This is a genomic window from Pseudomonas sp. GW821-FHT02H06 (assembly GCF_059421525.1).
The window spans coordinates 151,777-173,552 of record NZ_JBWKVD010000006.1 but is presented as its reverse complement, the minus strand read 5'-3'; the positions used below and the strand labels follow the sequence as shown (position 1 = coordinate 173,552).

Below are 21,776 nucleotides of genomic sequence, written 5' to 3'. Positions count from 1 at the left end.
CGCCCGTTTTCGTTTCAGCCGCACTGCAGCCACTTCAACTTACCTGTCCAGCGGCCGATAAACCGATTCAGCATCTCTTAATGATCGGATCGGACTGGAAAACTTATGCTCACTGCGATGAACAGGATGCTGGAAAACATCAGCGTCAAATCCAAGCTGTCTCTGGGCTTTGGCGCAGTGCTGGTGTTGACACTACTGATAGCGTTGGCAGGGTGGTCCGGGATCGGCGGACTGAGTGAAAGGGGAGACCGGATTCTCGACATCTCAAAGCTCAATGACCTGACGCGTGACATGCGCATCGCGCGTTTGTCCTACACGCTCAATTACGATGCAGATCACGCCGCTGTGGTGGTCAAGGCGCTGGAAAACCTCGACAGTCACCTGGCGTACTGCCGCGCCAATTTCGATTCGGCGTTGAATATCCCGCATATTCAGTCGGCGACGGAGGCGGTCAAGCGCTACCGCGCGCACTTCAGCGACTACGTTCAATCTGTGCAGAATCGCGAGGCCTCTCGTGGCATTTTCGGCAGCAATGCGGACGCCGCGGTGGAGCAATTGCAGAAGATTGAGGCCGCTATTTCCGCGAACGGCGACGCTGCGCAGACCGCTGCGGTGGTGAAGGCGCAGGCCTTGGTCGAGCAGGCGCGCTTCCAATTGCGCGGCTACACCTACAGTCTCAAACCCGAGCTTGAAGCACCGGCCAAAAAAGCCATCAGTGACGCTCGCGCCTACACCACTGTCCTTGGCCAGGCGCTGCCGGCGGCACAAAACGATGCCGTGCAGCACCTCGGCTCGGCCCTCGACGCTTATTTGCTGACGGTCAGCCAGTTCAGCGAGGCTCAAGCGGGAGCCGCCAACGCTCAGTTGGGGTTGAACGAAGACATTGCCAGCCTGTTTGCCGCCAGTAACGCACTGGCAAAAAATCAGGCCGTATTGCGCAGCGAAGATGTGGACGCCGCCCGTAACGTGTTGGGCGGCGCGACACTGGGCGCATTGATCCTCGGCATTCTTGCGGCCTGGCTGATCACTCGCTTGATTGTCCTGCCCTTGATGGACGCGCTTCGCACTGCCGAGCAGGTGGCCGGTGGTGACCTGACAAATGCCCGTGTGGTGTCGCGCAAAGACGAACTGGGCATGTTGCAACGCAGCATGGCGCGGATGACGGTCAACCTGCGCGAACTGATTGCCGGCCTGCGCAATGGCGTGACGCAGATCGCCAGTGCCGCCGAGGAATTGTCAGCGATCACCGAGCAAACCAGTGCGGGCGTCAATAGCCAGAAGATCGAGACCGATCAGGTGGCGACGGCCATGAACGAGATGGCGGCCACGGTGCAGGAAGTTGCACGCAACGCGGAAAGCGCTTCCGAGGCCGCGGCCACCGCCACCCGTGAGGCCCGTGACGGTGACGAGGTGGTGCGTCAGGCCATCAATCAAATTGAGCGCCTGGCCACCGAAGTCGGCCACTCGACGGTCGCCATGGCGGACCTGAAAACCGAAAGCGGCAAAATTGGCAGCGTCCTCGATGTCATCAAGTCAGTCGCTCAGCAGACTAACTTGCTGGCGTTGAACGCCGCCATCGAGGCTGCGCGTGCTGGCGAGGCGGGAAGGGGCTTTGCGGTGGTCGCTGACGAGGTGCGCAGCCTGGCCCAGCGTACCCAGTCTTCCACTGAAGAAATCGAGCAACTGATCACCGGTCTGCAGAGCGGCACGCAGCAGGTGGCGGGGATCCTTGAAAACAGCCGCGTGCTGACTGACAGCAGTGTCGAACTGAGCCGGCGCGCCGGGGTGTCCCTGGGCGGCATCACCCGCTCGGTGCTGTCCATCGAGTCGATGAACCACCAGATTGCCGCTGCCGCTGAAGAGCAAAGCGCCGTCGCGGAAGAGATAAACCGCAGCGTGATCAGCGTTCGCGAAGTCTCCGAGCAGACATCGGCCGCCAGCGAACAAACCGCAGCGTCCAGTGTTGAACTCGCCCGGTTGGGCGTGCACTTGCAGACGCTGGTCGGAAAATTCAAGGTGTGACCGCCGAGGCGCACTTGCACGACGGGCAATGGCGTCAGTCTGCGCGGGGGAGCGCGTCCACGACGCAGCTTCTGAACAATTCCAGCAGCGGTGTGTGCCGCTGCAGGTATTTGCTCACCAGCACGATCTCGCGGAAGAAGGTCAGCTCACCGAGGTCGATGATCCGCACGTCCTCCGCATGCTCCAGCCACAACCCGGCCATGGGCACCAGCGCCACGCCCAACCCGGCGCGGACCATCTTGACGATGGCGTCCAGCTCATCGAGCTCCAGGGTTTGCCGCACCTCAAGTTTGCGCTCGCGCAGGAACTGCGTGACCCGGCGGCCGCCGAACGAGCGCTGATCGTAGCGAATGAAAGGGTGGTCGCAGAGGATCTGCCGAGGGTCGTCGCCCTGCATGCCGGATGGTGTGATCAGCACGAAGGGTTCTCTGGCGAGGACCTCGGCGTGCAGCTCTTTGGGCAGGGCGAACGGCGGTTTGATCATGATCGCCAGATCGAGCTCGCCGGCGTCCACCTGACTGAGCAGGTTCAATGAAACCCCAGGCACCAGACTGGCCTCGATGAACGGCGCCTTGCTGCGCAGCGCCACCAAGGCTTGCGGCAGGATGCCGGTCTGCGCCGTGCTGATGGCGCCGATGCGCAGCGCGCCGCGAAAGTCATTGGCGCTGTCGGGGCTGCCCATGCGCCCGAACAGCTGCAGCATTTCTTCGGCCAGTGCCACGGCGCGTTGTCCGGCGGCGTTGAGGGTGGCGGCGCGGCCGGTGCGATCAAAGAGGGTGACGCCCAGAGCGTCTTCGAGGTTCTTGATCTGCGCGCTCACCGCCGATTGGGTCAGCCCGACCTCGCGCCCGGCCGCCGCAAAGGTGCCTCGACGCGCGACGCAGACGAAGGTTTTCAACTCTCTGATCATCGGCAGGTCCTTGAAGGAAATTCAAATCGGGCAGGGCGCACCCACAGGCGGCCGGCAGCGGATAGTAACCAGTGCCGTCGACAAATAAAAATGCCGCCTCAAGGGCGGCATTTTTTTACGCGGGACGCTTAACGATAGCGTTCCAGCCAGTGCGCGTAGGGCGCAGGCAGGGTCCACGAGGCTTTGTCGACGCCCAGTTCTTTGGCGGCGAAATAAGCCCAATGCGGATCCGCCAGGTGCGCCCGGCCGATCGACACCAAGTCCAGCTGACCGTTCTGCACGGCGGCCTGAGCCAGTTTCGGATCGCCAAAACCCCACGCCGAGGTCACCGGGATATCGGCTTCACGGCGTACGCGTTCGGCGATCGGGCCCATGAAGGCCGGGCCCCACGGGATGTTGGTTTCCGGGATGGTGAAACCGACGCTGACGCTGAGCAGATCAAGACCGCCGGCCTTGAAGCGGCGCGCCAGTTCGATGGATTCGCTGAGGGTCTGCTCGTCACGGCCGTCGTACTCGATCACACCGAAGCGTGCGGTCAGGGGCAGGTTTTCCGGCCAGACTTCACGCACGGCGGCCAGGGTTTCCAGCAGGAAGCGGCTGCGGTTGTCGAAGCTACCACCGTAGGCATCGGTGCGCTGGTTGGAGTGTTCGGAGAAGAAGCTCTGGCCCAGGTAACCGTGGGCGAAGTGCAGCTCGATCCACTCAAAGCCGACTTCACGGGCACGGCGTGCAGCGTCGACGAAGTCCTGCTTGACCCGGGCGATGTCGTCCAGGGTCATTTCCTGGGGGACTTTCGGCAGGTTGGCGCCGAAGGCGATGGCCGAGGGTGCGATGGTCTGCCAGCCACGGGCATCATCGGCGGCCATGTGGTCGTCACCTTCCCATGGACGGTTGGCGCTGGCCTTGCGACCGGCGTGGGCGATCTGGATGCCCGGGACCGAGCCGGCTGCCTTGATCGCTTGCACCGCAGGAATGAACGCCTTGGCGTGCTCGTCGCTCCAGATGCCGGCGCAACCCGGAGTAATGCGGCCTTCAGGGGAGACGGCAGTGGCTTCGACGACCACCAGGCCCGCACCGCCGCGGGCCATGCTCGCGAGGTGAACGTGGTGCCACTCGTTGATGACGCCGTCGTCTGCCGTGTACTGGCACATTGGAGGGATGGCAATGCGGTTACGCAGGGTCACGTCCTTCAGCGTGAAGGGTTCGAACAATGCAGACATGAAATACTCCTGATGATTGAATTCGCTTGTTCGATAGTATTCGAAATATGGCGAAGAATGAAACCCCTCGCTATGATGCGCGGCATGCGCGCCTTCAAACATCCGTTACCGACCGAACTCACACTTGAGCGTTTGCTTTACGCATTAAGTGACCCCGTACGCCTCGAAATCGTTCGCTGTCTTTCCACGGTGGCGGAGGCGACCTGCGGCGAGCTCGACGGCGGACGGCCCAAGTCCAGCATGTCTCACCACTTCCGCGTGCTGCGCGATGCAGGCCTGGTGCATACGCGCAACATCGGCACCACGCACATGAATTCGCTGCGCACCGAGGAGCTGGATATTCGCTTTCCGGGGTTGCTGGGGTGCATTCTGGCTCAAGCGTGAACCGGCGTTTTCAGACGTACGGTGCGGTTAGTAGACCCGCCCTCAGCGCAAACAAAAATGGCCCGATCTTGCGATCGGGCCATTTAATTTGCGGGCTTGAACCTGACGCTTAGACGGCGCCGACGATCTTCGCAGCCGGTTGGGTACGACGACCCATTGCACCGGCACCGGCTGCCACGAGGGCAGAAACCACGAGGGTGATCAGCAGGATCCAGGCGGCGCGGGAAATGTTTTTCGCCGCAACGTCAGCCGCTTCACGGGCTTTCTGCTCGGCTTGGGCTTTCAGCTCCTGGTACTTGGCGTACGCCTGGCGGTAGCTGGCCTGGGCCTGATCGACGATCTGGTTGGCTTCGGCGTCGGTCTTGTTGCCGCGGGCCTTGATCAGGTTGACGAAGGCCTGACGGTCAGCGGCGTCCCACGCCTGGTCGCCCTTGGCTTTCAGACGGTCGAGCAGGCCGCTCAGTTGCTCGTCAGCCTGTTGTGGGGCTTCGGCGCTGCGTTGTACGGTGTTTTTCGCGTCTTCCTGGGTGGTAGCAACGTCCTGCTTGACCTTGTTCGGGTCCAGCTCAGGCTTGCCGGTCTGGCGCATGGCTTGTTCGATTTCGCCCTGGATATCGTCCAGATTGAAGTCGATGCCTTGGGCGCGCAGCTGCTCCTGGATCTTGCCGCCAACGGCCGGGGCCACTTGCGCAATGCCGCTGCCCACTGCCGACAGGCCGCTGCCCGCCAGATTCAAACCGCCACGCACGACGCCGGTCACGGCGCTGGACACCAGGTAAACGCTGATCAGCGAAACGCTGGCCCAGACCAGAATGCCGTGGAAGGCGCCTTCGCGATGGGCCAACCGGCCGGCGGCCCAGCCCCCGACGAACAGGGAAATGACCATACTCACACCCAGCCAGATGCCGGTGCCTTTGCCCATGCCTGCCAGCGGATCGGCTTCTTGCAGCGGATCGATGCTGGCGCTGCCGATGGCGGTGCCCAGCAGGCTGAGCATCAGCGAGACCACGAGCGCGAGTACCACACCGGCCAGAATGGCGCCCCAGGAAATTCGTTTGAGCAAGGGGGCAACAGCAGTCCCCCGGTAGACAGGATCGTCGTAGGCGGCAGGTGTAACTCGGTCATCGCGAATCATAGTGGCAGTTCCTTTGGTCATTGGCAGAGCGCAAGACGTGTTGCGCGTAATTCAATGACCTCCGCACTTTTTGATTAGTTTTATGCAGGCGGAAAATAAAATGCTGGCAAAATGCCTAAGCATCAAAATTGCCGAAAATTCAAAGGTCTGCAAGCAGATTAAATTGGAATCAGTGTTATTCCCAGTCGCGATATGGCGTCACCCCGGACGCTGTCCTTGGCTACCTTCTATACCACCGTAATAATTTTTCCCGAGACAGCCTGATGAATACCCTCACCGCCGATGACCGCACTCAGGTCACTCGGGAAGCCACCGTTGAATACTGGAAACACATCATCCCGATCGTGCAAATCGCGTTCGCGATTCACGTGCTGTTGCTGGGTTTGTTCCTGATCGTGGACCTGCCCGTGATGTGGGTCACCAACGCGGCGAGCGTCGCGGCTTACATCGCCTGTCTGCTGGCAATCAAACGCCGGCTGTATCGCTGCGCCGGCATGCTCATCTGTATCGAAATCATCGCCCACGCCGCCATCGCCACCTGGGTGCTCGGCTGGGACAGCAACTTCCACCTCTACGTGTTCTGCATTGTGCCGATCATTGCTTTCGGCTTTCATTCCTCGCCGGTGCGCAGAGGCTGCCTCAGCGCCGCCGTGCTCATCGTCACCGTGGGCGGGTACCTGCTGCGCAACAAAGTGCCGGTCTTCAGCATCAGCGAAAACGTTCAGGACCTGTTTGGCGCAGCCAACGCATTGACCGCAACGGCGTTGTTGCTGCACGCCACGGCGTTGTCGGTGCGCTTCAACCTGTCGATGCACATGAACCTTTATCACTCCGCCCACCGCGACAGCTTGACCAATCTCTATACCCGGCGGCGGGTGCTGCAGCGTCTGCGTCAGCTAGGCGGGGGGCGGCGGGAGATCCCCACGGCGCTGGTGCTGATCGACATTGATCACTTCAAACAGATCAACGACAAGCACGGTCATGACATGGGCGATGTGGTGCTGCAGCAGGTGGCCGCTGTCATCGCCCAGTGTGTACGCACCACGGACATCGCCGCGCGCTGGGGCGGCGAAGAGTTTCTGGTGTTGATGCCCAACACCCGCTTCGAGGACGCCCGGCTGATCGCCGAACGGATACTCACGCACATTCGCGAACAGGGCGGGGAGATCAGGCAGAGCCTGAACCTTACGGCGACCCTTGCGGTGGCCATCCTGAAAAACGGGGAGACGTTCCGGGATGCGCTGAACCGGGCGGATCAGCGCTTGTACGAGGGTAAGCAGGAGGGACGCAACCGGGTCATGCTGGCGGAGTGAGCGCGGCGGGCCTCGCGAAGCCCGCCCGATGCACCCGCTGAATGTAAATTCTCTGCAAAGGTCGGGCTCGTCGCTTGTTCCTGCCGATCACGCAGGGCTAAATGTCGCAACAATTCGAAACACCTCAATCCGAACGTCAGCCTGCCGGCCAGGCGGCGCCTGCTGCACGACTGCAGCGCGCCGCGCGCATCGACGTCGCCTGGCGCAGCGTTTTGCACGCCATACCGATCCGCCCGGCAACGCGCTGGCCGACGGCTTCACTTTTGTCCCTTGGCCACAAAGAAGTAAACCATGACCCAGATTTCGGCAGCCCGCTCACGAAAGCGCCTTGTCCTTGCGCTCCTCATAGCCGTAGCCGTTGGGGCTGTTTATGTCTACTACCGGCACGCCTCCAACCCGACGCCGTCGACCGATGCTGGCGCGACTGTTTCCGCCGGACCCGGTGGTCGCCACGGTGGGCCGGGCATGGCGGACCCCAACGCAGCGGTCAGCGTCGCAGTGGGCACAGCCGGTACGGCGGATGTTCCAGTGATTCAGCAGGCGCTCGGCACGGTCGTCCCCAACTACTCGGTCACCGTGACCAGTCGGGTCGACGGTGAGCTGATGGCCGTGTATTTCACCGAGGGCCAGTACGTCAAGAAGGGCCAGTTGCTGGCGCAGATCGACCCCCGTGCCTACCAGGCCACCCTGGACCAATACCTGGGCGACATGGCCCAGAATCAGGCGCTGCTGAAAAGCGCGCAACTGACCGCCGAACGCTATAAGCGGCTGTTCGCCAAGGACTCCCTCGCCAAGCAGGACCTGGACACGCAGATCGCCACCGTCGGCCAGTACGCCGGCGCCGTGAAGGCCGATCAGGGCCAGATCGATGCGGCGAAACTCAATCTGCTGTACGCGAAAATCGTCTCGCCGATTGATGGCTACGTCGGCCTGCGGCTGGTGGATCCGGGCAACATCGTTTCGTCCAGCAGCACCACCGGCATCGTCACCGTGACCCAGACCAACCCGATCGCCGTGACCTTCAGCCTGCCCCAGGCGCAATTGGCGACCCTGCTGCCCAAGGTCCGCAAGGGCGAGCCGCTGAGCGTGCAGGCCCTCGATCAGTTGGGCAACACGCCGCTGGCCAACGGCGCGCTGAAATTCATCAGCAACGAAATCGACACCACCACCGGCAGCATCAAACTGAAGGCGCTGTTCGATAACCCCGCCGAGAAGCTTTACCCCAACCAGTTCGTCAACGTGAAGCTGACCACCGACACCCTGCACAACGCCGTGGTGGTGCCGTCGGCCGCCGTGCAATTGAGCAGCGACGGCGAGTTTCTGTATGTGGTGAAAGACGGCAAGGTCGCCCGCCGCAGCGTCAAGGTCGGCCCGGTCTTCGGCGAGCAAACGGTCATCAGCCAAGGCGTGGACAAGGGCGATCAGGTCGTCACCCGAGGTATCGATCATTTGCGTGACGGCAGCACGGTGACCATTGAGGCGGACAAACCGGCCGGCGCGGATGTCGCCGCATCCAGAACCCCTGCCAGCGCCACGCAGCCGGCTGCCGGCAACGCTGCCCCATGAATCCTTCAAGACTGTTTATCCAGCGCCCGGTGGCAACGGTGCTGCTGATGCTCGCGGTGATGCTGGCCGGTATTTTCGCGTATCGCCTGCTGTCGACCTCGGCGCTGCCGGAAGTGGACTACCCGACCATCCAGGTCACCACGCTGTACCCCGGCGCCAGCTCCAGCGTGCTGGCCTCGGCGGTGACTGCGCCGCTGGAGCGCCAGTTGGGGCAGATGTCGGGGCTGGCGCAGATGTACTCGACCAGTTCGGCCGGGGCGTCGGTGATTACCCTGAAGTTCTCCCTGGACTTGTCGCTGGACGTCGCCGAACAGGAAGTGCAGGCGGCGATCAATGCCGCCGACAGCCTGCTGCCCACCGACCTGCCGAATCCGCCGACCTATAAGAAGGTCAACCCGGCCGACACCGCCGTGCTCACCCTCGCGGCGACATCGGACAGCCTGCCGCTGACCCGCGTGCAGGATCTGGTCAACACCCGTGTGGCGCTCAAGCTCTCGCAGATTTCCGGTGTCGGCATGGTCAGCCTGGCCGGCGGTCAGCAGCCCGCCGTGAAGATCGAAGTGAACCCCACCAGCCTGGCGGCCCACGGCCTGACCCTGGAAGATGTCTACGACAAGGTCAACGCCGCTAACGTCAATGGCTCCAAGGGTGGCTTCGATGGCCCGTCCCACTCCATCACCATCGACGCCAACGACCAGTTGCGCGATGCGGTTGAGTACGGCGAGCTGGTGCTGGCCTACGAGAACGGGGCGGCGCTGCGTCTGAAGGATGTCGCGACCACGTCCGAAGCGCCGCAGGATCAGTACCTGGGGGCCACGGCGAACGGGCAACCGGCGATTGTCATTGCGGTCCAGCGTCAGCCGGGGGCCAACGTCATCGACGTGGTCGACAGCATCAAGCAGAAGCTGGCGACCCTGCAAACGGCCTTGCCCGACTCGGTCAAGCTGACAGTCATCAGCGACCGCACCCAGACCATCCGCGCCTCGATCAAGGACGTGCAGATCGAGCTGTTGCTGTCCATCGGGCTGGTGGTGCTGGTGACCTTTGCGTTCCTCGGCAACTTCACCGCGACGCTGATCCCGAGCCTCGCGGTGCCGCTGTCGCTGATCGGCACCTTCGGCATCATGTACCTGGCCGGCTTCAGCGTGAACAACCTGACGCTGATGGCGCTGACCATCGCCACCGGTTTCGTCATCGACGACGCGATTGTGGTGGTGGAGAACATTTCCCGGCACCTGGAGGAGGGCGAAGAGCCCATGGCGGCGGCGCTGAAAGGCTCCCAGGAAATCGGCTTCACCATCATTTCCCTGACCTTCTCGCTGATTGCCGTACTGATCCCGCTGCTGTTCATGGGCGACGTGGTGGGTCGGCTGTTCCGCGAGTTCGCCATCACCCTGGCGGTGGCGATTCTGGTGTCGATGGTCGTGTCACTGACCCTTACGCCGATGCTCTGCGCGCACCTGTTGCGGCATGTGCCCGAAGGCGAAAAGGGCCGCTTCGCCGCCTGGGGCGATCGCCAGTATCAAAAGGTGCTGAACGGCTATGACCGGGGTCTGGTGTGGGTGCTCGATCACCAACGTCTCACGCTGCTGGTGGCCGTCGGCACCGTGGCGCTCACCGGCTTCCTTTATCTGGTGGTGCCGAAAGGGTTCTTTCCGACCCAGGACACCGGCCTGATTCAGGGCTTCACCCGTGCCTCCCAGGACGTTTCGTTCAGCGAGATGGCCCGTCGTCAGCAGGCGTTGGTGGAAGTGGTGCGTCAGGACCCGGCCGTGGAGTCGGTTTCGTCCACCATCGGCGTCGACGGCAGCAATGATTCGCTGAACAACGGCCGCCTGCAGATCGGCCTCAAGCCCTTCGACGACCGCGACGACACCGCGACCCAAGTCATCACCCGGCTTGAGAAATCCGCCAGCGCCGTGTCCGGCATTCAGCTGCATCTGGTGTCGTCCCAGGACCTGACCGTCGATGACCAACTGACCCCGAGCCAGTACCAGTTCACCCTCGACGACTCGGAGAGCGCGAATCTGTCGACGCTGACGCCCCGGCTGATCGAGAAATTGCAGCACCGCCCGGAAATGCGCGACGTCGTCGACAACCTGCAAGACCAGGGCCTGGTGGCGTACGTCGAGCTGAACCGGGCGGCCGCCATGCGCTACGGCATCAGCGCCTCCGACGTCGATACCGCGCTGTACAACGCCTTCGGCCAGCGGCTTATTTCGACCATTTTCACCCAGTCCAACCAGTACCGCGTGGTGTTGCAGGTGCCGGGGCAGTTCCAGCAATCCCTGGCGGCGTTCGACAACATCTACCTGGCGGCGGCGACCGGTTCTGCCACGACGACGGCCAGCACGACATCGGGCACGTCTTCGAGCACCTCCACCCAGAGCACGTCATCCAGTTCGACCACCACCACCGGCACCCCGGCGCAAATGGTGCGCCTGACGGACATCGCCAAGGTCGGCCAGCGCACCGGTTCGCTGTCCCTCAGCCGCCTGGACCAGTTCCCGGCCGTGACGGTGTCGTTCAACCTGGCAGACGGCTATTCCCTGGAGCAGGCGCAGCAGGCCATCAGCGAGGTGATGACCGAGCTGAATGCGCCGACCAGCATTACCCTGCGTTACCAGGGCGCGGCCGAAGCGTTTCAGACCGCCACGGGCAACACGCTGTGGCTGATCCTGGCGGCGCTGGTCACCATGTACATCGTGCTGGGCATGCTTTACGAGAGCTTCATCCATCCGGTGACGATTCTTTCGACGCTGCCCTCGGCGGCGATCGGCGCCTTGCTGGCGCTGCTGCTGACCGGCACCGAATTCAGCCTGATCGCGCTGATCGGCGTGGTGCTGTTGATCGGGATCGTGAAGAAGAACGCGATCATGATGATCGACTTCGCCCTGGAGGGTCGCCAGCATCAGCGCCTCAACGCCCGGGACGCCATTCACCGGGCCGCGCTGCTGCGCTTGCGGCCGATTCTGATGACCACGCTGGCGGCGCTGTTCGGCGCGCTGCCGCTGATGCTCGCCACGGGGGCCGGCGCTGAACTGCGTCGGCCGCTGGGGCTGGTGATCGTCGGCGGGCTGTTGCTCAGCCAGGTGCTGACGCTGTTCACCACGCCGGTGATCTACCTGATGTTTGATCGTCTGTCCGAGCGGGCCAGGGCACGCTTCACGCGGGGCGGCAATCGGGGCAGCACCCGGAATGGCGATCAGGGCAGTGCGCGGCCATGAATCTGTCTCGGCTGTTTATCCGCCGTCCGGTGGCGACGCTGTTGCTGAGCCTGAGCATCACCCTGGCCGGCATTCTCGGTTACACGCTGTTGCCGGTGGCGCCGCTGCCCCAGGTGGATTTCCCGACGATCATGGTCAGCGCCTCGCTGCCCGGTGCCAGCCCGGAAACCATGGCCGCCACGGTGGCCACGCCGCTGGAGCGCAGTCTCGGGCAGATCGCCGGTATCACCGAGATGACGTCCACCAGCAGCCAGGGATCGACCACGTTGATTCTGCAGTTCGAACTGGATCGCGACATCAATGGCGCCGCCCGGGATGTGCAGGCGGGCATCAACGCCGCGCGCAGTCTGCTGCCCAGTTCGATGCCGTCGCTGCCCACGTACCGCAAAGCCAATCCGTCCGAGGCGCCGGTATTGATGCTGGCGCTGACCTCATCGACACGCAGCCCCGGCGAGCTCTACGACCTGGCCTACAGCAAGTTGCAGCAGAAGATCGCCCAGGTGAACGGGGTGGGCGAGGTGTCGGTGCGGGGCGGCGCCTTGCCGGCCGTGCGCATCGACGTTCAGCCCAACCTGCTCAACCACGCTGGCATTTCCCTGGAGGCCGTGCGGCAGACGATCAACGACGCCACCAAGGCCAAGCCCAAGGGCATTCTCCAAGGGGAAGGGCAGAGCTGGGTCATCGACGGTAATGACCAGATCGACAAGGCCGCCGATTACCAGGACCTGGTCATCACCTACCAGAACGGCGCTGCCGTGCGGTTGCGCGATGTGGCCAACGTCTACGATTCGGTGGAAGACACCTTCGTCGGCGGCTATTACAACGGCCAGCCCTCGGTGACGCTGGGGGTGACCCGCCAGGCCGGCGCCAACATGCTCAAGACCATCGACAGCATCAAGGCGCTGATGCCCGAGTTGCAGCGGGAAATTCCCGGTGATGTGCAACTGATCAGCGTCATCGACCGCGGTCCCACCGTGCGTTCGTCCCTGCATGACACCGAAGAAACCCTGCTGATCGCCACCTTGCTAGTGATTGCCGTGGTCTTCGTGTTTTTGCGCAACCTGCGCGCGACGCTGATTCCGGCGGTGGTGCTGCCGGTGTCGCTGATTGGCACCTGCTCGATCATGTACCTGCTGGGTTATAGCCTCGACAACCTGTCGCTGATGGCGTTGATCATTTGCACCGGTTTTGTGGTGGATGACGCGATCGTGGTGCTGGAAAACATCGCCCGCTATCAGGAGCAGGGCATGCGTCCGCTGCGTGCGGCACTGATGGGCACCCGTGAAGTCGGTTTCACGGTGCTGTCCATGACCCTGTCGCTGATCGCGGTGTTCATTCCGATCCTGCTGATGGGCAGCATTGTCGGGCGGCTGTTCCGGGAGTTCGCGGTGACCTTGAGCATCGCGCTGGGCCTGTCGATGCTGGTATCCCTGAGCCTGACCCCGGTGCTGTGTGTCCTGCTGCTGCGCCAGCCCGCCCATGACGCCCGCGAGCCGCGGTTTTATCGCTGGATTGAAGCTGGCATTGCGCGGATGCAGGGCGCCTATCTCACGGCATTGGCCTGGGTCATGCGCCATCGGCTGTTGACCATGTTCAGCCTGCTGCTGACCGTGGGGCTCAACGTGTACCTGTACGCCACGGTGCCAAAGGGGTTTTTCCCGGCCCAGGACACCGGCGTGCTGATGGGCGCCGTGCGGGCTGACCAGAACATCTCCTTTCAGGCGCTCAAGCCGCATTTGCTGCAGATCGCCCATGACCTGGCGGCCGATCCCGACGTCGAGGCGGTGATGTCGTCGACCGGCAGCGGGCGGGCCGGGTCGCGCAACACCGGCGACTTCTTCATTCGGCTCAAGGACTACAAGCAGCGCACCAGCAGCGCCGCAGCGGTGGCGAACCGGCTGACGCGGGCGAACAACAAGGTGGCGGGGATTCAGGTGTTTCTGATGCCCGCCGAGGACATTCGTGTGGGCGGGCGCAGCGCCAACGCCACCTACCAGTTCAGCCTGCAGGCGGATGATCTGGACCTGCTGCGGGTGTGGGAACCGAAGGTCGAGGCGGCGCTGCGGGCATTGCCGCAACTGACCGGTATCGACTCGGACTCCCAGACCGGCGGCCAGGAGATGAAACTGCACATCGACCGTGCCGCCGCGAGCCGGCTGGGAGTCAGCGTCAGCGACATCGACAACCTGCTGAACAACGCCTACAGCCAGCGGCAGGTGGCGACCTTGTACAAAACGTTGAACCAGTACCACGTCATCATGGGCCTGGACCCGGTGTACACCCAGGACGCGACGATGCTCGACCGCATGTACGTGATCAACGCCGATAACCAGCAAGTGCCGCTGACCGCGTTTGCTACCTTCAGTCCGGACAATGCGCCGCTGGCCGTGGCGCATCAGGGTCAATCGGCGACCAGCACCATCGCCTTCAACCTGCAGGACGGCGTCTCTCTGGAGCAGGCCACGGCGGCCATTAATGCGGCCGTCGACAAGGTCGGCTTGCCCCGGGACATCCAGTACGGTTTTGCCGGGACCGCTCAGGCTTACGCCGCACTCGCCGCCAGCATGCCGTGGTTGATCGGGGCGGCCTTGCTCGCGGTGTACATCGTGCTAGGGGTGTTGTACGAAAGTTACATCCACCCGCTGACGATTCTGTCGACCTTGCCGTCGGCGGGGGTCGGCGCGTTGCTGCTGCTCAAGGCGGTGAACATGCAACTGACGGTCATCGCCCTGATCGGCATTCTGTTGCTGATCGGCATCGTCAAAAAGAACGCCATCATGATGATCGACTTCGCCCTGATGGCCGAGCGCGACCGCAAGATGTCGCCTGAGCAAGCCATCATTGAAGCCTGTCGCATGCGCTTCCGGCCCATCATGATGACCACGCTCGCCGCCTTTTTCGGCGCTTTGCCACTGGCCCTCGGCAGCGGCGGCGACGCCGACCTGCGCAAGCCGCTGGGCGTAGCGATTGCCGGCGGCCTGGTGCTGAGCCAGTTGCTGACCCTGTTTACCACCCCGGTGGTGTACCTCTATCTCGATCGCCTGAGCCGTTCTTCGCGGCGTTTCTGGCACACGCGTATCCGCCGCACTCACGTGCCCGGCTGACTGACAAGGTTGAATGAATGAACGCTGCGCTGCCGTCCCGTCTGTCCATCGCTCTGCTGCTGACCGGCACCCTGTTGACGGGCTGCATGGTTGGGCCTGACTACCAGAAACCCAGTGCGCCGATCTCCGCCACCTTCAAGGAAGCCCAGGGCTGGAAGGCGGCGAGCCCCCAGGACGAGTTGCCCAAGGGACCGTGGTGGGCGCTTTATCAGGACCCGCAACTGGATGCGCTGGTGTCCCAGGTGCAGCTCAATAACCAGAACGTCGCGGTCTACGCCGCGCAATACCAACAGGCCCTGGCGCTGGTGCGTCAGTCCCGCGCCGAAGAATTTCCGACGTTGACCGGCACCGGGGCGAGCAGCCGCAGCGAGTCCGCCAGCGGCTCGTCGTCCAGCGGGGCAGGGGGTGTGAGCAAGGTGCATTCGGCCACCCTGGACCTGAGTTGGGAGGCTGACATCTGGGGCAGACTGCGCCGCACCAACGAACAGGACCGCGCCAGTGCACAGGCCAGCGCGGCCGATCTGGCCAACGCCACTCTCAGCGCGCAATCGTCCCTGGCGCAGGATTACTTCCAGCTGCGCCTGCTGGACCGGCGTATCACGCTGTACCGCGAGACTATTGCCGGCTACGAGCGCTACCTGCAAATCATCCAGAACAAGTACGACGAGCAGATCTCGTCGCGGGCCGATCTGGCGACGGGCAAAACCCAATTGCAGAGCGCTCAGGCCTCGATGCTCGACTTGCAGTGGCAGCGCGCCCAGTACGAGCACGCCATCGCTTTGCTGATGGGCAAACCGCCGGCGGACTTCTCCCTCGCCGCAGACCCGGCCTGGCAGTACCACGTGCCCGGCGTGCCGTTGGGTGTGCCCAGTCGCTTGCTGGAACGTCGCCCGGACATCGCCGCCGCCGAACGGCAAATGGCCGCCGCCAACGCTGCGGTCGGGGTGGCAACGGCGGCGTATTACCCGGACCTGACGCTGAGCGCCAGCGGCGGCTACCAGAGTTCCACCCTGAGCAACCTGTTCTCGCTGCCCAACCGCTTCTGGTCGATCGGCCCGAGCCTGACCGGCACGATTCTCGATTTTGGCGCCACCCGTGCCAGCGTCGAACAGGCCCGTCATTCCTACGACGCCACCGTCGCGACCTATCGCCAGACCGTGCTGACCGGTCTGGGCGAAGTCGAGGATTACCTGGTCGAACTGCGCACCCTGGAGCCTGAGCTGGAAGCCCGACGCAATTCCGCGCAGTCGGCGGAAGATTCCGCAGCGGTGAGTCGCGATCAGTACGAAGCCGGCGTCATCGACTACCTCGACGTCGCCACCACCCAGGCCACCAGCCTGAACGAACGCCAGACCCTGCTCAATCTGGTCGCCACGCAGTTGATCACCAGTGTTCAGCTGCAGGCAGCGCTGGGTGGGTCGTGGGTGACAGAGTGATTTCAGGCGGGTGCTGCTGATTCGGTGTCGGCTGCTTTTGATTGGTAGGACCGGCTTCAGCCGGGAAGGGACCGGTGCGTTCGCCATCAATTTTGCAGTGTTGCACCCGACGCCTTCCCGGCTAAAGCCAGTCCCACTAAAGGGACGCGGTGTGTCAGTGGCGGATGCTGTTGATCTCAGTGGGACCGGCTTCAGCCGGGAAGAGGCCGGTGTGGACGCCATCAATTTTGCAGTGTTGCACCCGACGCCTTCCCGGCTAAAGCCAGTACCACTAAACACGTGCGGTGTGTCAGTGGCGGATGCTTTTGATCTCAGTGGGACCGGCTTCAGCCGGGAAGAGGCCGGTGCGTACGCCATCAATTTTGAGGTGTTGCACCTGACGCCTTCCCGGCTAAAGCCGGTCCTGCTCTGCGCATTCCCGCTTCTTCAGCTGAGTCGGGTCAGATACGCCGGGACGGGCTGTTCAGGCAGTACCGACAAGACTTTCAGCCGCTGCAGCATCCGCTGACGGGCACGGTTGAGGTGTTCCTTGAGGTTCAGCGCGGCCGCATCAAACGCGCCGTGCAGCAGTAATTCGAGGATCAACCGATGCTCGGCGAGCATCGCTTCGTCGGGGCCGATGCCCAACTGACTGTAGAAAATCCGGCTGATGATCATCGGGCTCTGGCCCTGGCGGATCAGCGTCGCAATCTTGCGGTTGCTGATGCCCGCCAGGCAGTGGTGATGCAGGTCTTCTTCCAGTCGCTCGATGTCTGCCAGGCTGCACTGCGGATTGTTCTGCGCGGCTTCAACGCGCGCGAGCATGGCGGCCAGGTCGTCCCGGCTCAGGCTTGGCGCGGTCTGGCGCAGTGCTTCTGGCTCGAGGCAGGCCCGCAGCTCGTAATCCTCGGTCACTTCCCGAGCGGTAAGCGGCCCGGCCAGCCACTGGGAGTAAGGCTCCTTCTCCACCAGCCCCCGGTCACGCAAACGCATCAGCGCCTCGCGCACCACGGCCCGGCTGACGCCATAGTGCTCGGCGGCAATTTGCTCATCGAGCCGATAATGACCGAACGCGATACAGGTCGATAACGCCGCACCGATTTCCTCGAAAATCCGTTCGCCGAGGGGACGCGTGTCCACCAGCTCTTCACTGCTATCGAGGCCCAATTGATGGTGGGTCAGGGCCAGGCGCACTGGCTGTACGTCGTTGCCGTTGGGATTGACCAGATAACCGCGCCCATCAAACCGACTGATCAGGCCTTCTCCATGGAGCATATCCAGCGCCCGACGCACCGGCACCCGACTGGTGCCGAACAGCTCTGCCAGCGGCGCTTCGAGCAGCACCAATCCCTCAACCACGTCACCGTTGACGATGGCATCGCGCAGGACCTGTCGGATCGTGGCGTAGCGGGACGCGGTGCGGGAATCCTCGGCGGACATCGATTTCATACACTTCTCGGAAGGCGGGCGGCGATTCTCGCACAAGACAGCGCGTCACTGCGGGACACGGCAGAACGCACGGTATTGGAGCTGTTGTTACTTTTCTGCACTAAAACGTACCTTTGCATAACTATCCATCCTTGATGGCATACCTGTGATGACGCTTACAGTCCTGCGCACCACCTCGTGCTTTAAAATCGCACGAGGTATCTAGCGCGGGGATCTTGGCCCGCATGCCCACGCAATCATCGCTCCGCGAATCAAGGTACTCAGACTCTGGCACGCTTTCTGCCTTTAAGAAATGTACATTCTCCAAATATGTACATTAAAGGGTAGATGAAATGTCCGACGCTCGCTTCCCGGATCCGACACTCGCCGATGCGCTGGCAATGGCCGAAGCGTTCGCCAACGGGACGAACGACCCGGTGCAGGCCCTGGACGCAGCGCTGGCGAAGGCTGCCGCCGTCGATGACGTGTTCATCTCTTTCTCCACTCCCCGGGCACGCCGCGAAGCAGAAGCCTCGGCGGCACGCTGGAAGGCCGGGCAACCGGCGAGCGCTCTGGACGGCGTGCCCATCGCCTGGAAAGACTTGTTTGACCTCGCTGGCAGCCCGACCACCGCCGGCGCCGCGTTGCGCCGTGAATACGCGCCGGTGCTGCTGGATGCGCAGAGCGTCGGCCTGCTGTCACGGGCCGGGATGGTCAGTGTCGGCAAAACCAACCTCAGTGAATTCGCTTACTCGGGGCTGGGCCTGAACCCCCATTTCGGCACGCCGCATAATCCCCTCGGGCGTGACCAGCCACGCATTCCGGGTGGCTCTTCGTCCGGCTCTGCGGTCGCGGTCGCATGGGGTATCGTCCCTGTCGCCATGGGCACCGACACGGCCGGCTCGATCCGCATTCCGGCCGCCTTCAACGGCCTGGTGGGCTTTCGCAGCAGTTGCCGCCGCTACAGCCGCGACGGGGTCTTCCCCCTCGCGCACACCCTCGACAGCCTCGGCCCGCTGACCCGCAGCGTGCGCGATGCGGTCGCCATTGACGACATCCTGCGGGGTCGCACAAAACCGACCTCTTTGCTGGCGCGCCCGTTGGCCGGTCAGCGGTTCCGGGTCGATCAGGCTGTTCTTGAGGACGACCGCGTCGAGCCATCTGTGCGGGACAACCTGCTGCGCTGTGTGAGCGCGATGCAGGCCCAGGGCGCGCTGGTCGAGGTGCGTCCTTCGCCGGCTTTTCAGGCCGCCCTTGATCTCATTCAGCAGCAAGGCTGGCTCGGCGCGGCAGAAGCCTTCGCCCTGCATCAGCCCTTGCTCGACAGCGAGGCGGCCGCGCAACTCGACCCTCGCGTACGACGCCGGCTTGAAGCGGCGCGGGCATTTCCGGCCAGCCACTTGATCAACCTCTACAGCGCCCGCGAGCGGCTTCAGCAACAGATGAGCGACGAACTCGATGGCGCCTTTCTGATCACCCCGAGCGTGGCCCATGTGGCGCCGCCGCTTGCGCCGTTGCTGAGCGACGACGACCTGTTTACCCGCACCAACCTGGGCACGTTGCGCCTGACCATGCCGGGCAGTCTGCTGGACATGCCGGGCGTGTCGCTGCCCAGTGGCTGCGACGCCCTTGGCCTGCCCACCGGCCTGTTGATCAGCGCGCCCAGTGGCGAAGACTCACGTTTATTGCGCGCAGCGCTGGCCGTTGAAGCCGCGTTGCGCACGTCCCGAAACCAAGGATCCGATAACTCCGCTGGAGAACGATGATGGCTAAAGAAATTCTGTGCGCCTTCGGTGTCGACGTAGACGCCGTGGCAGGCTGGTTGGGTTCGTACGGTGGCGAGGATTCGCCGGATGACATTTCCCGTGGCCTGTTCGCGGGGGAGGTCGGTGCGCCGCGCCTGCTCAAGCTGTTCGAGCGCTACGGCCTGCGCACCACCTGGTTCGTGCCCGGTCACTCGATGGAGACCTTTCCCGAGCAGATGAAGGCCGTGTTCGACGCCGGCCACGAAATCGGGGTCCACGGCTACAGCCACGAAAACCCGATCGCCATGACGCCCGAGCAGGAAGAAATCGTCCTCGATAAGTCCATCGAGCTGATCACTCAGATGACCGGCAAACGTCCGACCGGCTACGTCGCGCCGTGGTGGGAGTTCAGCAAGGTCACCAACGAGTTGCTGCTCAAGAAAGGCATCAAGTACGACCACAGCCTGATGCACAACGACTTCCATCCGTACTACGTGCGCGTGGGCGACAGCTGGACCAAGATTGATTACACCCAGCACCCCGACACCTGGATGAAACCGCTGGTGCGCGGTGAGGAAACCGACCTGGTGGAGATTCCGGCCAACTGGTACCTCGACGACCTGCCGCCGATGATGTTCATCAAAAAGGCGCCCAACAGCCACGGTTTCGTCAACCCGCGCCATCTGGAAGAGATGTGGCGCGATCAGTTCGACTGGGTCTACCGCGAGCACGAACACGCCGTGTTCACCATGACCATTCACCCGGACGTCTCCGGGCGCCCGCAAGTGCTGCTGATGCTGGAGCGTCTGATCGAGCACATCCAGAGCCACGCAGGCGTCAAGTTCGTCACCTTCGACGAAATCGCCGACGACTTCGTCCGCCGTAACCCGCGCCACAGCTGATAGCCCCTTCATTCCGAGGCGTGACCCATGTCCATTTACAACAAGCTTGATCTGACCGGCTGGAAACCCCGGCAACTGACTTCCGAAGAAGTCCGCTACGCCACCTGGATCGCGTTCTTCGCGTGGGTCTTTGCGGTGTACGACTTCATCCTGTTCGGCACCTTGCTGCCGGAAATCGGCCGGCACTTTCAGTGGGGCGAAGCGGAACAGGCGGAAATCGCCACCTGGGCCGCGGTCGGCACGGCGGTCATCGCACTGGCCATCGGTCCGTTGGTGGACCGCCTCGGCCGGCGCATGGGCATCATTTTCACGGTCACCGGTTCCGCGATCTGCTCGGCGCTGACGGCGCTGGGCGGGTCATGGGGCAAGTCGCCGTTGATCCTGATCCGTTCTTTGAGCGGGCTGGGCTACGCCGAAGAAACCGTTAACGCGACCTACCTCAGCGAAATTTATGCGGCGTCGGAAGACCCGAGACTGGCCAAACGCCGTGGCTTCATCTACAGCCTGGTGCAAGGCGGCTGGCCGGTCGGTGCGCTGATCGCTGCAGGCCTGACCGCCGTGCTGCTGCCGATCATCGGCTGGCAGGGCTGCTTCGTCTTCGCCGCCATCCCTGCGCTGGTAATTGCGTTCATGGCGCGCAAGCTCAAGGAAAGCCCGCAGTTCCAGATTCACCAGCGCATCACCCAGCTGCGCAAGGCCGGCGACGCCGAGCAGGCCAAACAAGTGGCAATGACCTACGGCGTGGATTACGAAGAGCATCGCACCGCCGGCATCGGCGCAGCGTTCCGTGGCACCTCGCGCCGGGCGACCCTGGTGATCGGCGCGGCGATCCTGCTCAACTGGGCGGCGATTCAGGTGTTCAGCGTGCTGGGCACCTCGGTCATCGTCAGCGTGCACCACATCTCCTTCGAGAACTCGCTGATCATCCTGGTGCTGTCCAACCTGGTGGGCTACTGCGGCTACCTGAGCCACGGCTGGATGGGCGACAAGATCGGCCGGCGCAACGTCATCGGCCTGGGCTGGATGCTCGGCGGTCTGTCGTTCACCGGCATGCTCTTCGGCCCCAGCAACATGCCCACGGTGGTCGGTCTGTACAGCCTCGGGCTGTTCTTCCTGATCGGTCCGTATTCCGCCGCCCTGTTTTTCATCAGCGAAAGCTTCCCGACCAGCATCCGCGCCACCGGTGGCGCGATCATCCACGCCATGGGCCCGATTGGCGCCGTGGTCGCAGGTTTTGGCGCGACCTCGGTCCTGAGTGCCGGCGGCGACTGGCAGACCTCGGCGCTGTATTTCGGTGCCGTGCCGTGCTTTCTGTCCGGCGTGTTGATGTTCGCCGCCCGCCACGTGCGCCCCGAAACCGTCCAATAGCAACCGTCCGATAGAATCCCTCCAATAAGGAACTGAA

At 63.2% G+C, this 21,776-nt stretch carries 14 protein-coding genes; 10 read left to right on the top strand and 4 right to left on the bottom strand.

Annotated elements, in window-relative coordinates:
* The first annotated feature begins 126 nt into the window (after positions 1–126).
* The gene (locus tag AC07VF_RS12630; RefSeq protein ID WP_495009627.1) at positions 127–2,022 is read left to right on the top strand and encodes a HAMP domain-containing methyl-accepting chemotaxis protein; all 1,896 of its coding nucleotides are present in this window, start codon (positions 127–129) and stop codon (positions 2,020–2,022) included.
* A 34-nt stretch (positions 2,023–2,056) separates the two neighbouring features.
* Here AC07VF_RS12630 and AC07VF_RS12625 read toward each other — a convergent pair whose 3' ends face one another.
* Both AC07VF_RS12625 and AC07VF_RS12620 read right to left on the bottom strand, forming a co-directional pair.
* Positions 2,057–2,932 (bottom strand): LysR family transcriptional regulator, encoded by an 876-nt coding sequence (locus AC07VF_RS12625; protein WP_282371654.1) that lies wholly within the window; start codon positions 2,930–2,932, stop codon positions 2,057–2,059.
* A 128-nt stretch (positions 2,933–3,060) separates the two neighbouring features.
* Positions 3,061–4,152 (bottom strand): NADH:flavin oxidoreductase/NADH oxidase, encoded by a 1,092-nt coding sequence (locus AC07VF_RS12620; RefSeq protein ID WP_282371657.1) that lies wholly within the window; start codon positions 4,150–4,152, stop codon positions 3,061–3,063.
* Positions 4,153–4,236: 84 nt separating this feature from the next.
* On the opposite strand from AC07VF_RS12620, the gene AC07VF_RS12615 reads away from it, so the two are divergent.
* Positions 4,237–4,536, top strand: coding sequence for an ArsR/SmtB family transcription factor (locus tag AC07VF_RS12615; protein WP_192172634.1), 300 nt, complete (start codon positions 4,237–4,239; stop codon positions 4,534–4,536).
* A gap of 109 nt (positions 4,537–4,645) precedes the next feature.
* Here AC07VF_RS12615 and AC07VF_RS12610 read toward each other — a convergent pair whose 3' ends face one another.
* Positions 4,646–5,671 carry a hypothetical protein gene (locus AC07VF_RS12610; protein ID WP_495009616.1) on the bottom strand — a complete coding sequence of 342 codons (1,026 nt, stop codon included), beginning with the start codon at positions 5,669–5,671 and terminating at the stop codon, positions 4,646–4,648.
* A 263-nt stretch (positions 5,672–5,934) separates the two neighbouring features.
* Between AC07VF_RS12610 and AC07VF_RS12605 the strand changes: the two genes are divergently transcribed.
* The 5 genes from AC07VF_RS12605 (at position 5,935) to AC07VF_RS12585 (ending at position 16,317) form a co-directional block, all read left to right on the top strand.
* Complete coding sequence (locus AC07VF_RS12605) at positions 5,935–6,984, top strand: GGDEF domain-containing protein (protein ID WP_495009617.1); 1,050 nt, start codon at positions 5,935–5,937, stop codon at positions 6,982–6,984.
* Positions 6,985–7,275: 291 nt separating this feature from the next.
* Positions 7,276–8,550, top strand: coding sequence for an efflux RND transporter periplasmic adaptor subunit (locus tag AC07VF_RS12600; RefSeq protein WP_495009618.1), 1,275 nt, complete (start codon positions 7,276–7,278; stop codon positions 8,548–8,550).
* Entirely contained in the window at positions 8,547–11,777 is a 3,231-nt protein-coding gene (locus AC07VF_RS12595) for an efflux RND transporter permease subunit (protein WP_192172519.1), read from the top strand. The genes AC07VF_RS12600 and AC07VF_RS12595 overlap by 4 nt, the downstream gene beginning before the upstream one ends.
* Positions 11,774–14,881 (top strand): efflux RND transporter permease subunit, encoded by a 3,108-nt coding sequence (locus AC07VF_RS12590; protein WP_192172520.1) that lies wholly within the window; start codon positions 11,774–11,776, stop codon positions 14,879–14,881. The genes AC07VF_RS12595 and AC07VF_RS12590 overlap by 4 nt, the downstream gene beginning before the upstream one ends.
* A 17-nt stretch (positions 14,882–14,898) precedes the next feature.
* Complete coding sequence (locus AC07VF_RS12585; RefSeq protein ID WP_192172521.1) at positions 14,899–16,317, top strand: efflux transporter outer membrane subunit; 1,419 nt, start codon at positions 14,899–14,901, stop codon at positions 16,315–16,317.
* Between the two features lie 426 nt (positions 16,318–16,743).
* On the opposite strand, the gene AC07VF_RS12580 is transcribed toward AC07VF_RS12585, so the two are convergent.
* Positions 16,744–17,745, bottom strand: a complete 1,002-nt coding sequence (locus tag AC07VF_RS12580) for a GntR family transcriptional regulator (protein ID WP_346628981.1) — start codon at positions 17,743–17,745, stop codon at positions 16,744–16,746.
* 332 nt (positions 17,746–18,077) lie between these two features.
* Here AC07VF_RS12580 and AC07VF_RS12575 point away from each other — a divergent pair, with 332 nt between their 5' ends.
* Genes AC07VF_RS12575 through AC07VF_RS12565 form a run of 3 tightly spaced genes read left to right on the top strand, consistent with a single transcriptional unit; the run spans position 18,078 to position 21,739 of the window.
* Positions 18,078–19,490, top strand: a complete 1,413-nt coding sequence (locus AC07VF_RS12575) for an amidase (RefSeq protein WP_495009428.1) — start codon at positions 18,078–18,080, stop codon at positions 19,488–19,490.
* Entirely contained in the window at positions 19,490–20,371 is an 882-nt protein-coding gene (locus AC07VF_RS12570; RefSeq protein WP_192172524.1) for a polysaccharide deacetylase family protein, read from the top strand. The genes AC07VF_RS12575 and AC07VF_RS12570 overlap by 1 nt, the downstream gene beginning before the upstream one ends.
* 27 nt (positions 20,372–20,398) lie before the next feature.
* Positions 20,399–21,739 (top strand): MFS transporter, encoded by a 1,341-nt coding sequence (locus AC07VF_RS12565; protein ID WP_282371672.1) that lies wholly within the window; start codon positions 20,399–20,401, stop codon positions 21,737–21,739.
* Positions 21,740–21,776: the final 37 nt, after the last annotated feature.

What these genes read in the sequence shown, in the direction of transcription:
- AC07VF_RS12630 (WP_495009627.1), top strand. Translation starts at nt 127, where the DNA reads ATGCTGGAAAACATCAGCGTCAAATCCAAGCTGTCTCTGGGCTTTGGC.
- AC07VF_RS12625 (WP_282371654.1), bottom strand. Translation starts at nt 2,932, where the DNA reads ATGATCAGAGAGTTGAAAACCTTCGTCTGCGTCGCGCGTCGAGGCACC.
- AC07VF_RS12620 (WP_282371657.1), bottom strand. Translation starts at nt 4,152, where the DNA reads ATGTCTGCATTGTTCGAACCCTTCACGCTGAAGGACGTGACCCTGCGT.
- AC07VF_RS12615 (WP_192172634.1), top strand. Translation starts at nt 4,237, where the DNA reads ATGCGCGCCTTCAAACATCCGTTACCGACCGAACTCACACTTGAGCGT.
- AC07VF_RS12610 (WP_495009616.1), bottom strand. Translation starts at nt 5,671, where the DNA reads ATGATTCGCGATGACCGAGTTACACCTGCCGCCTACGACGATCCTGTC.
- AC07VF_RS12605 (WP_495009617.1), top strand. Translation starts at nt 5,935, where the DNA reads ATGAATACCCTCACCGCCGATGACCGCACTCAGGTCACTCGGGAAGCC.
- AC07VF_RS12600 (WP_495009618.1), top strand. Translation starts at nt 7,276, where the DNA reads ATGACCCAGATTTCGGCAGCCCGCTCACGAAAGCGCCTTGTCCTTGCG.
- AC07VF_RS12595 (WP_192172519.1), top strand. Translation starts at nt 8,547, where the DNA reads ATGAATCCTTCAAGACTGTTTATCCAGCGCCCGGTGGCAACGGTGCTG.
- AC07VF_RS12590 (WP_192172520.1), top strand. Translation starts at nt 11,774, where the DNA reads ATGAATCTGTCTCGGCTGTTTATCCGCCGTCCGGTGGCGACGCTGTTG.
- AC07VF_RS12585 (WP_192172521.1), top strand. Translation starts at nt 14,899, where the DNA reads ATGAACGCTGCGCTGCCGTCCCGTCTGTCCATCGCTCTGCTGCTGACC.
- AC07VF_RS12580 (WP_346628981.1), bottom strand. Translation starts at nt 17,745, where the DNA reads ATGAAATCGATGTCCGCCGAGGATTCCCGCACCGCGTCCCGCTACGCC.
- AC07VF_RS12575 (WP_495009428.1), top strand. Translation starts at nt 18,078, where the DNA reads ATGTCCGACGCTCGCTTCCCGGATCCGACACTCGCCGATGCGCTGGCA.
- AC07VF_RS12570 (WP_192172524.1), top strand. Translation starts at nt 19,490, where the DNA reads ATGGCTAAAGAAATTCTGTGCGCCTTCGGTGTCGACGTAGACGCCGTG.
- AC07VF_RS12565 (WP_282371672.1), top strand. Translation starts at nt 20,399, where the DNA reads ATGTCCATTTACAACAAGCTTGATCTGACCGGCTGGAAACCCCGGCAA.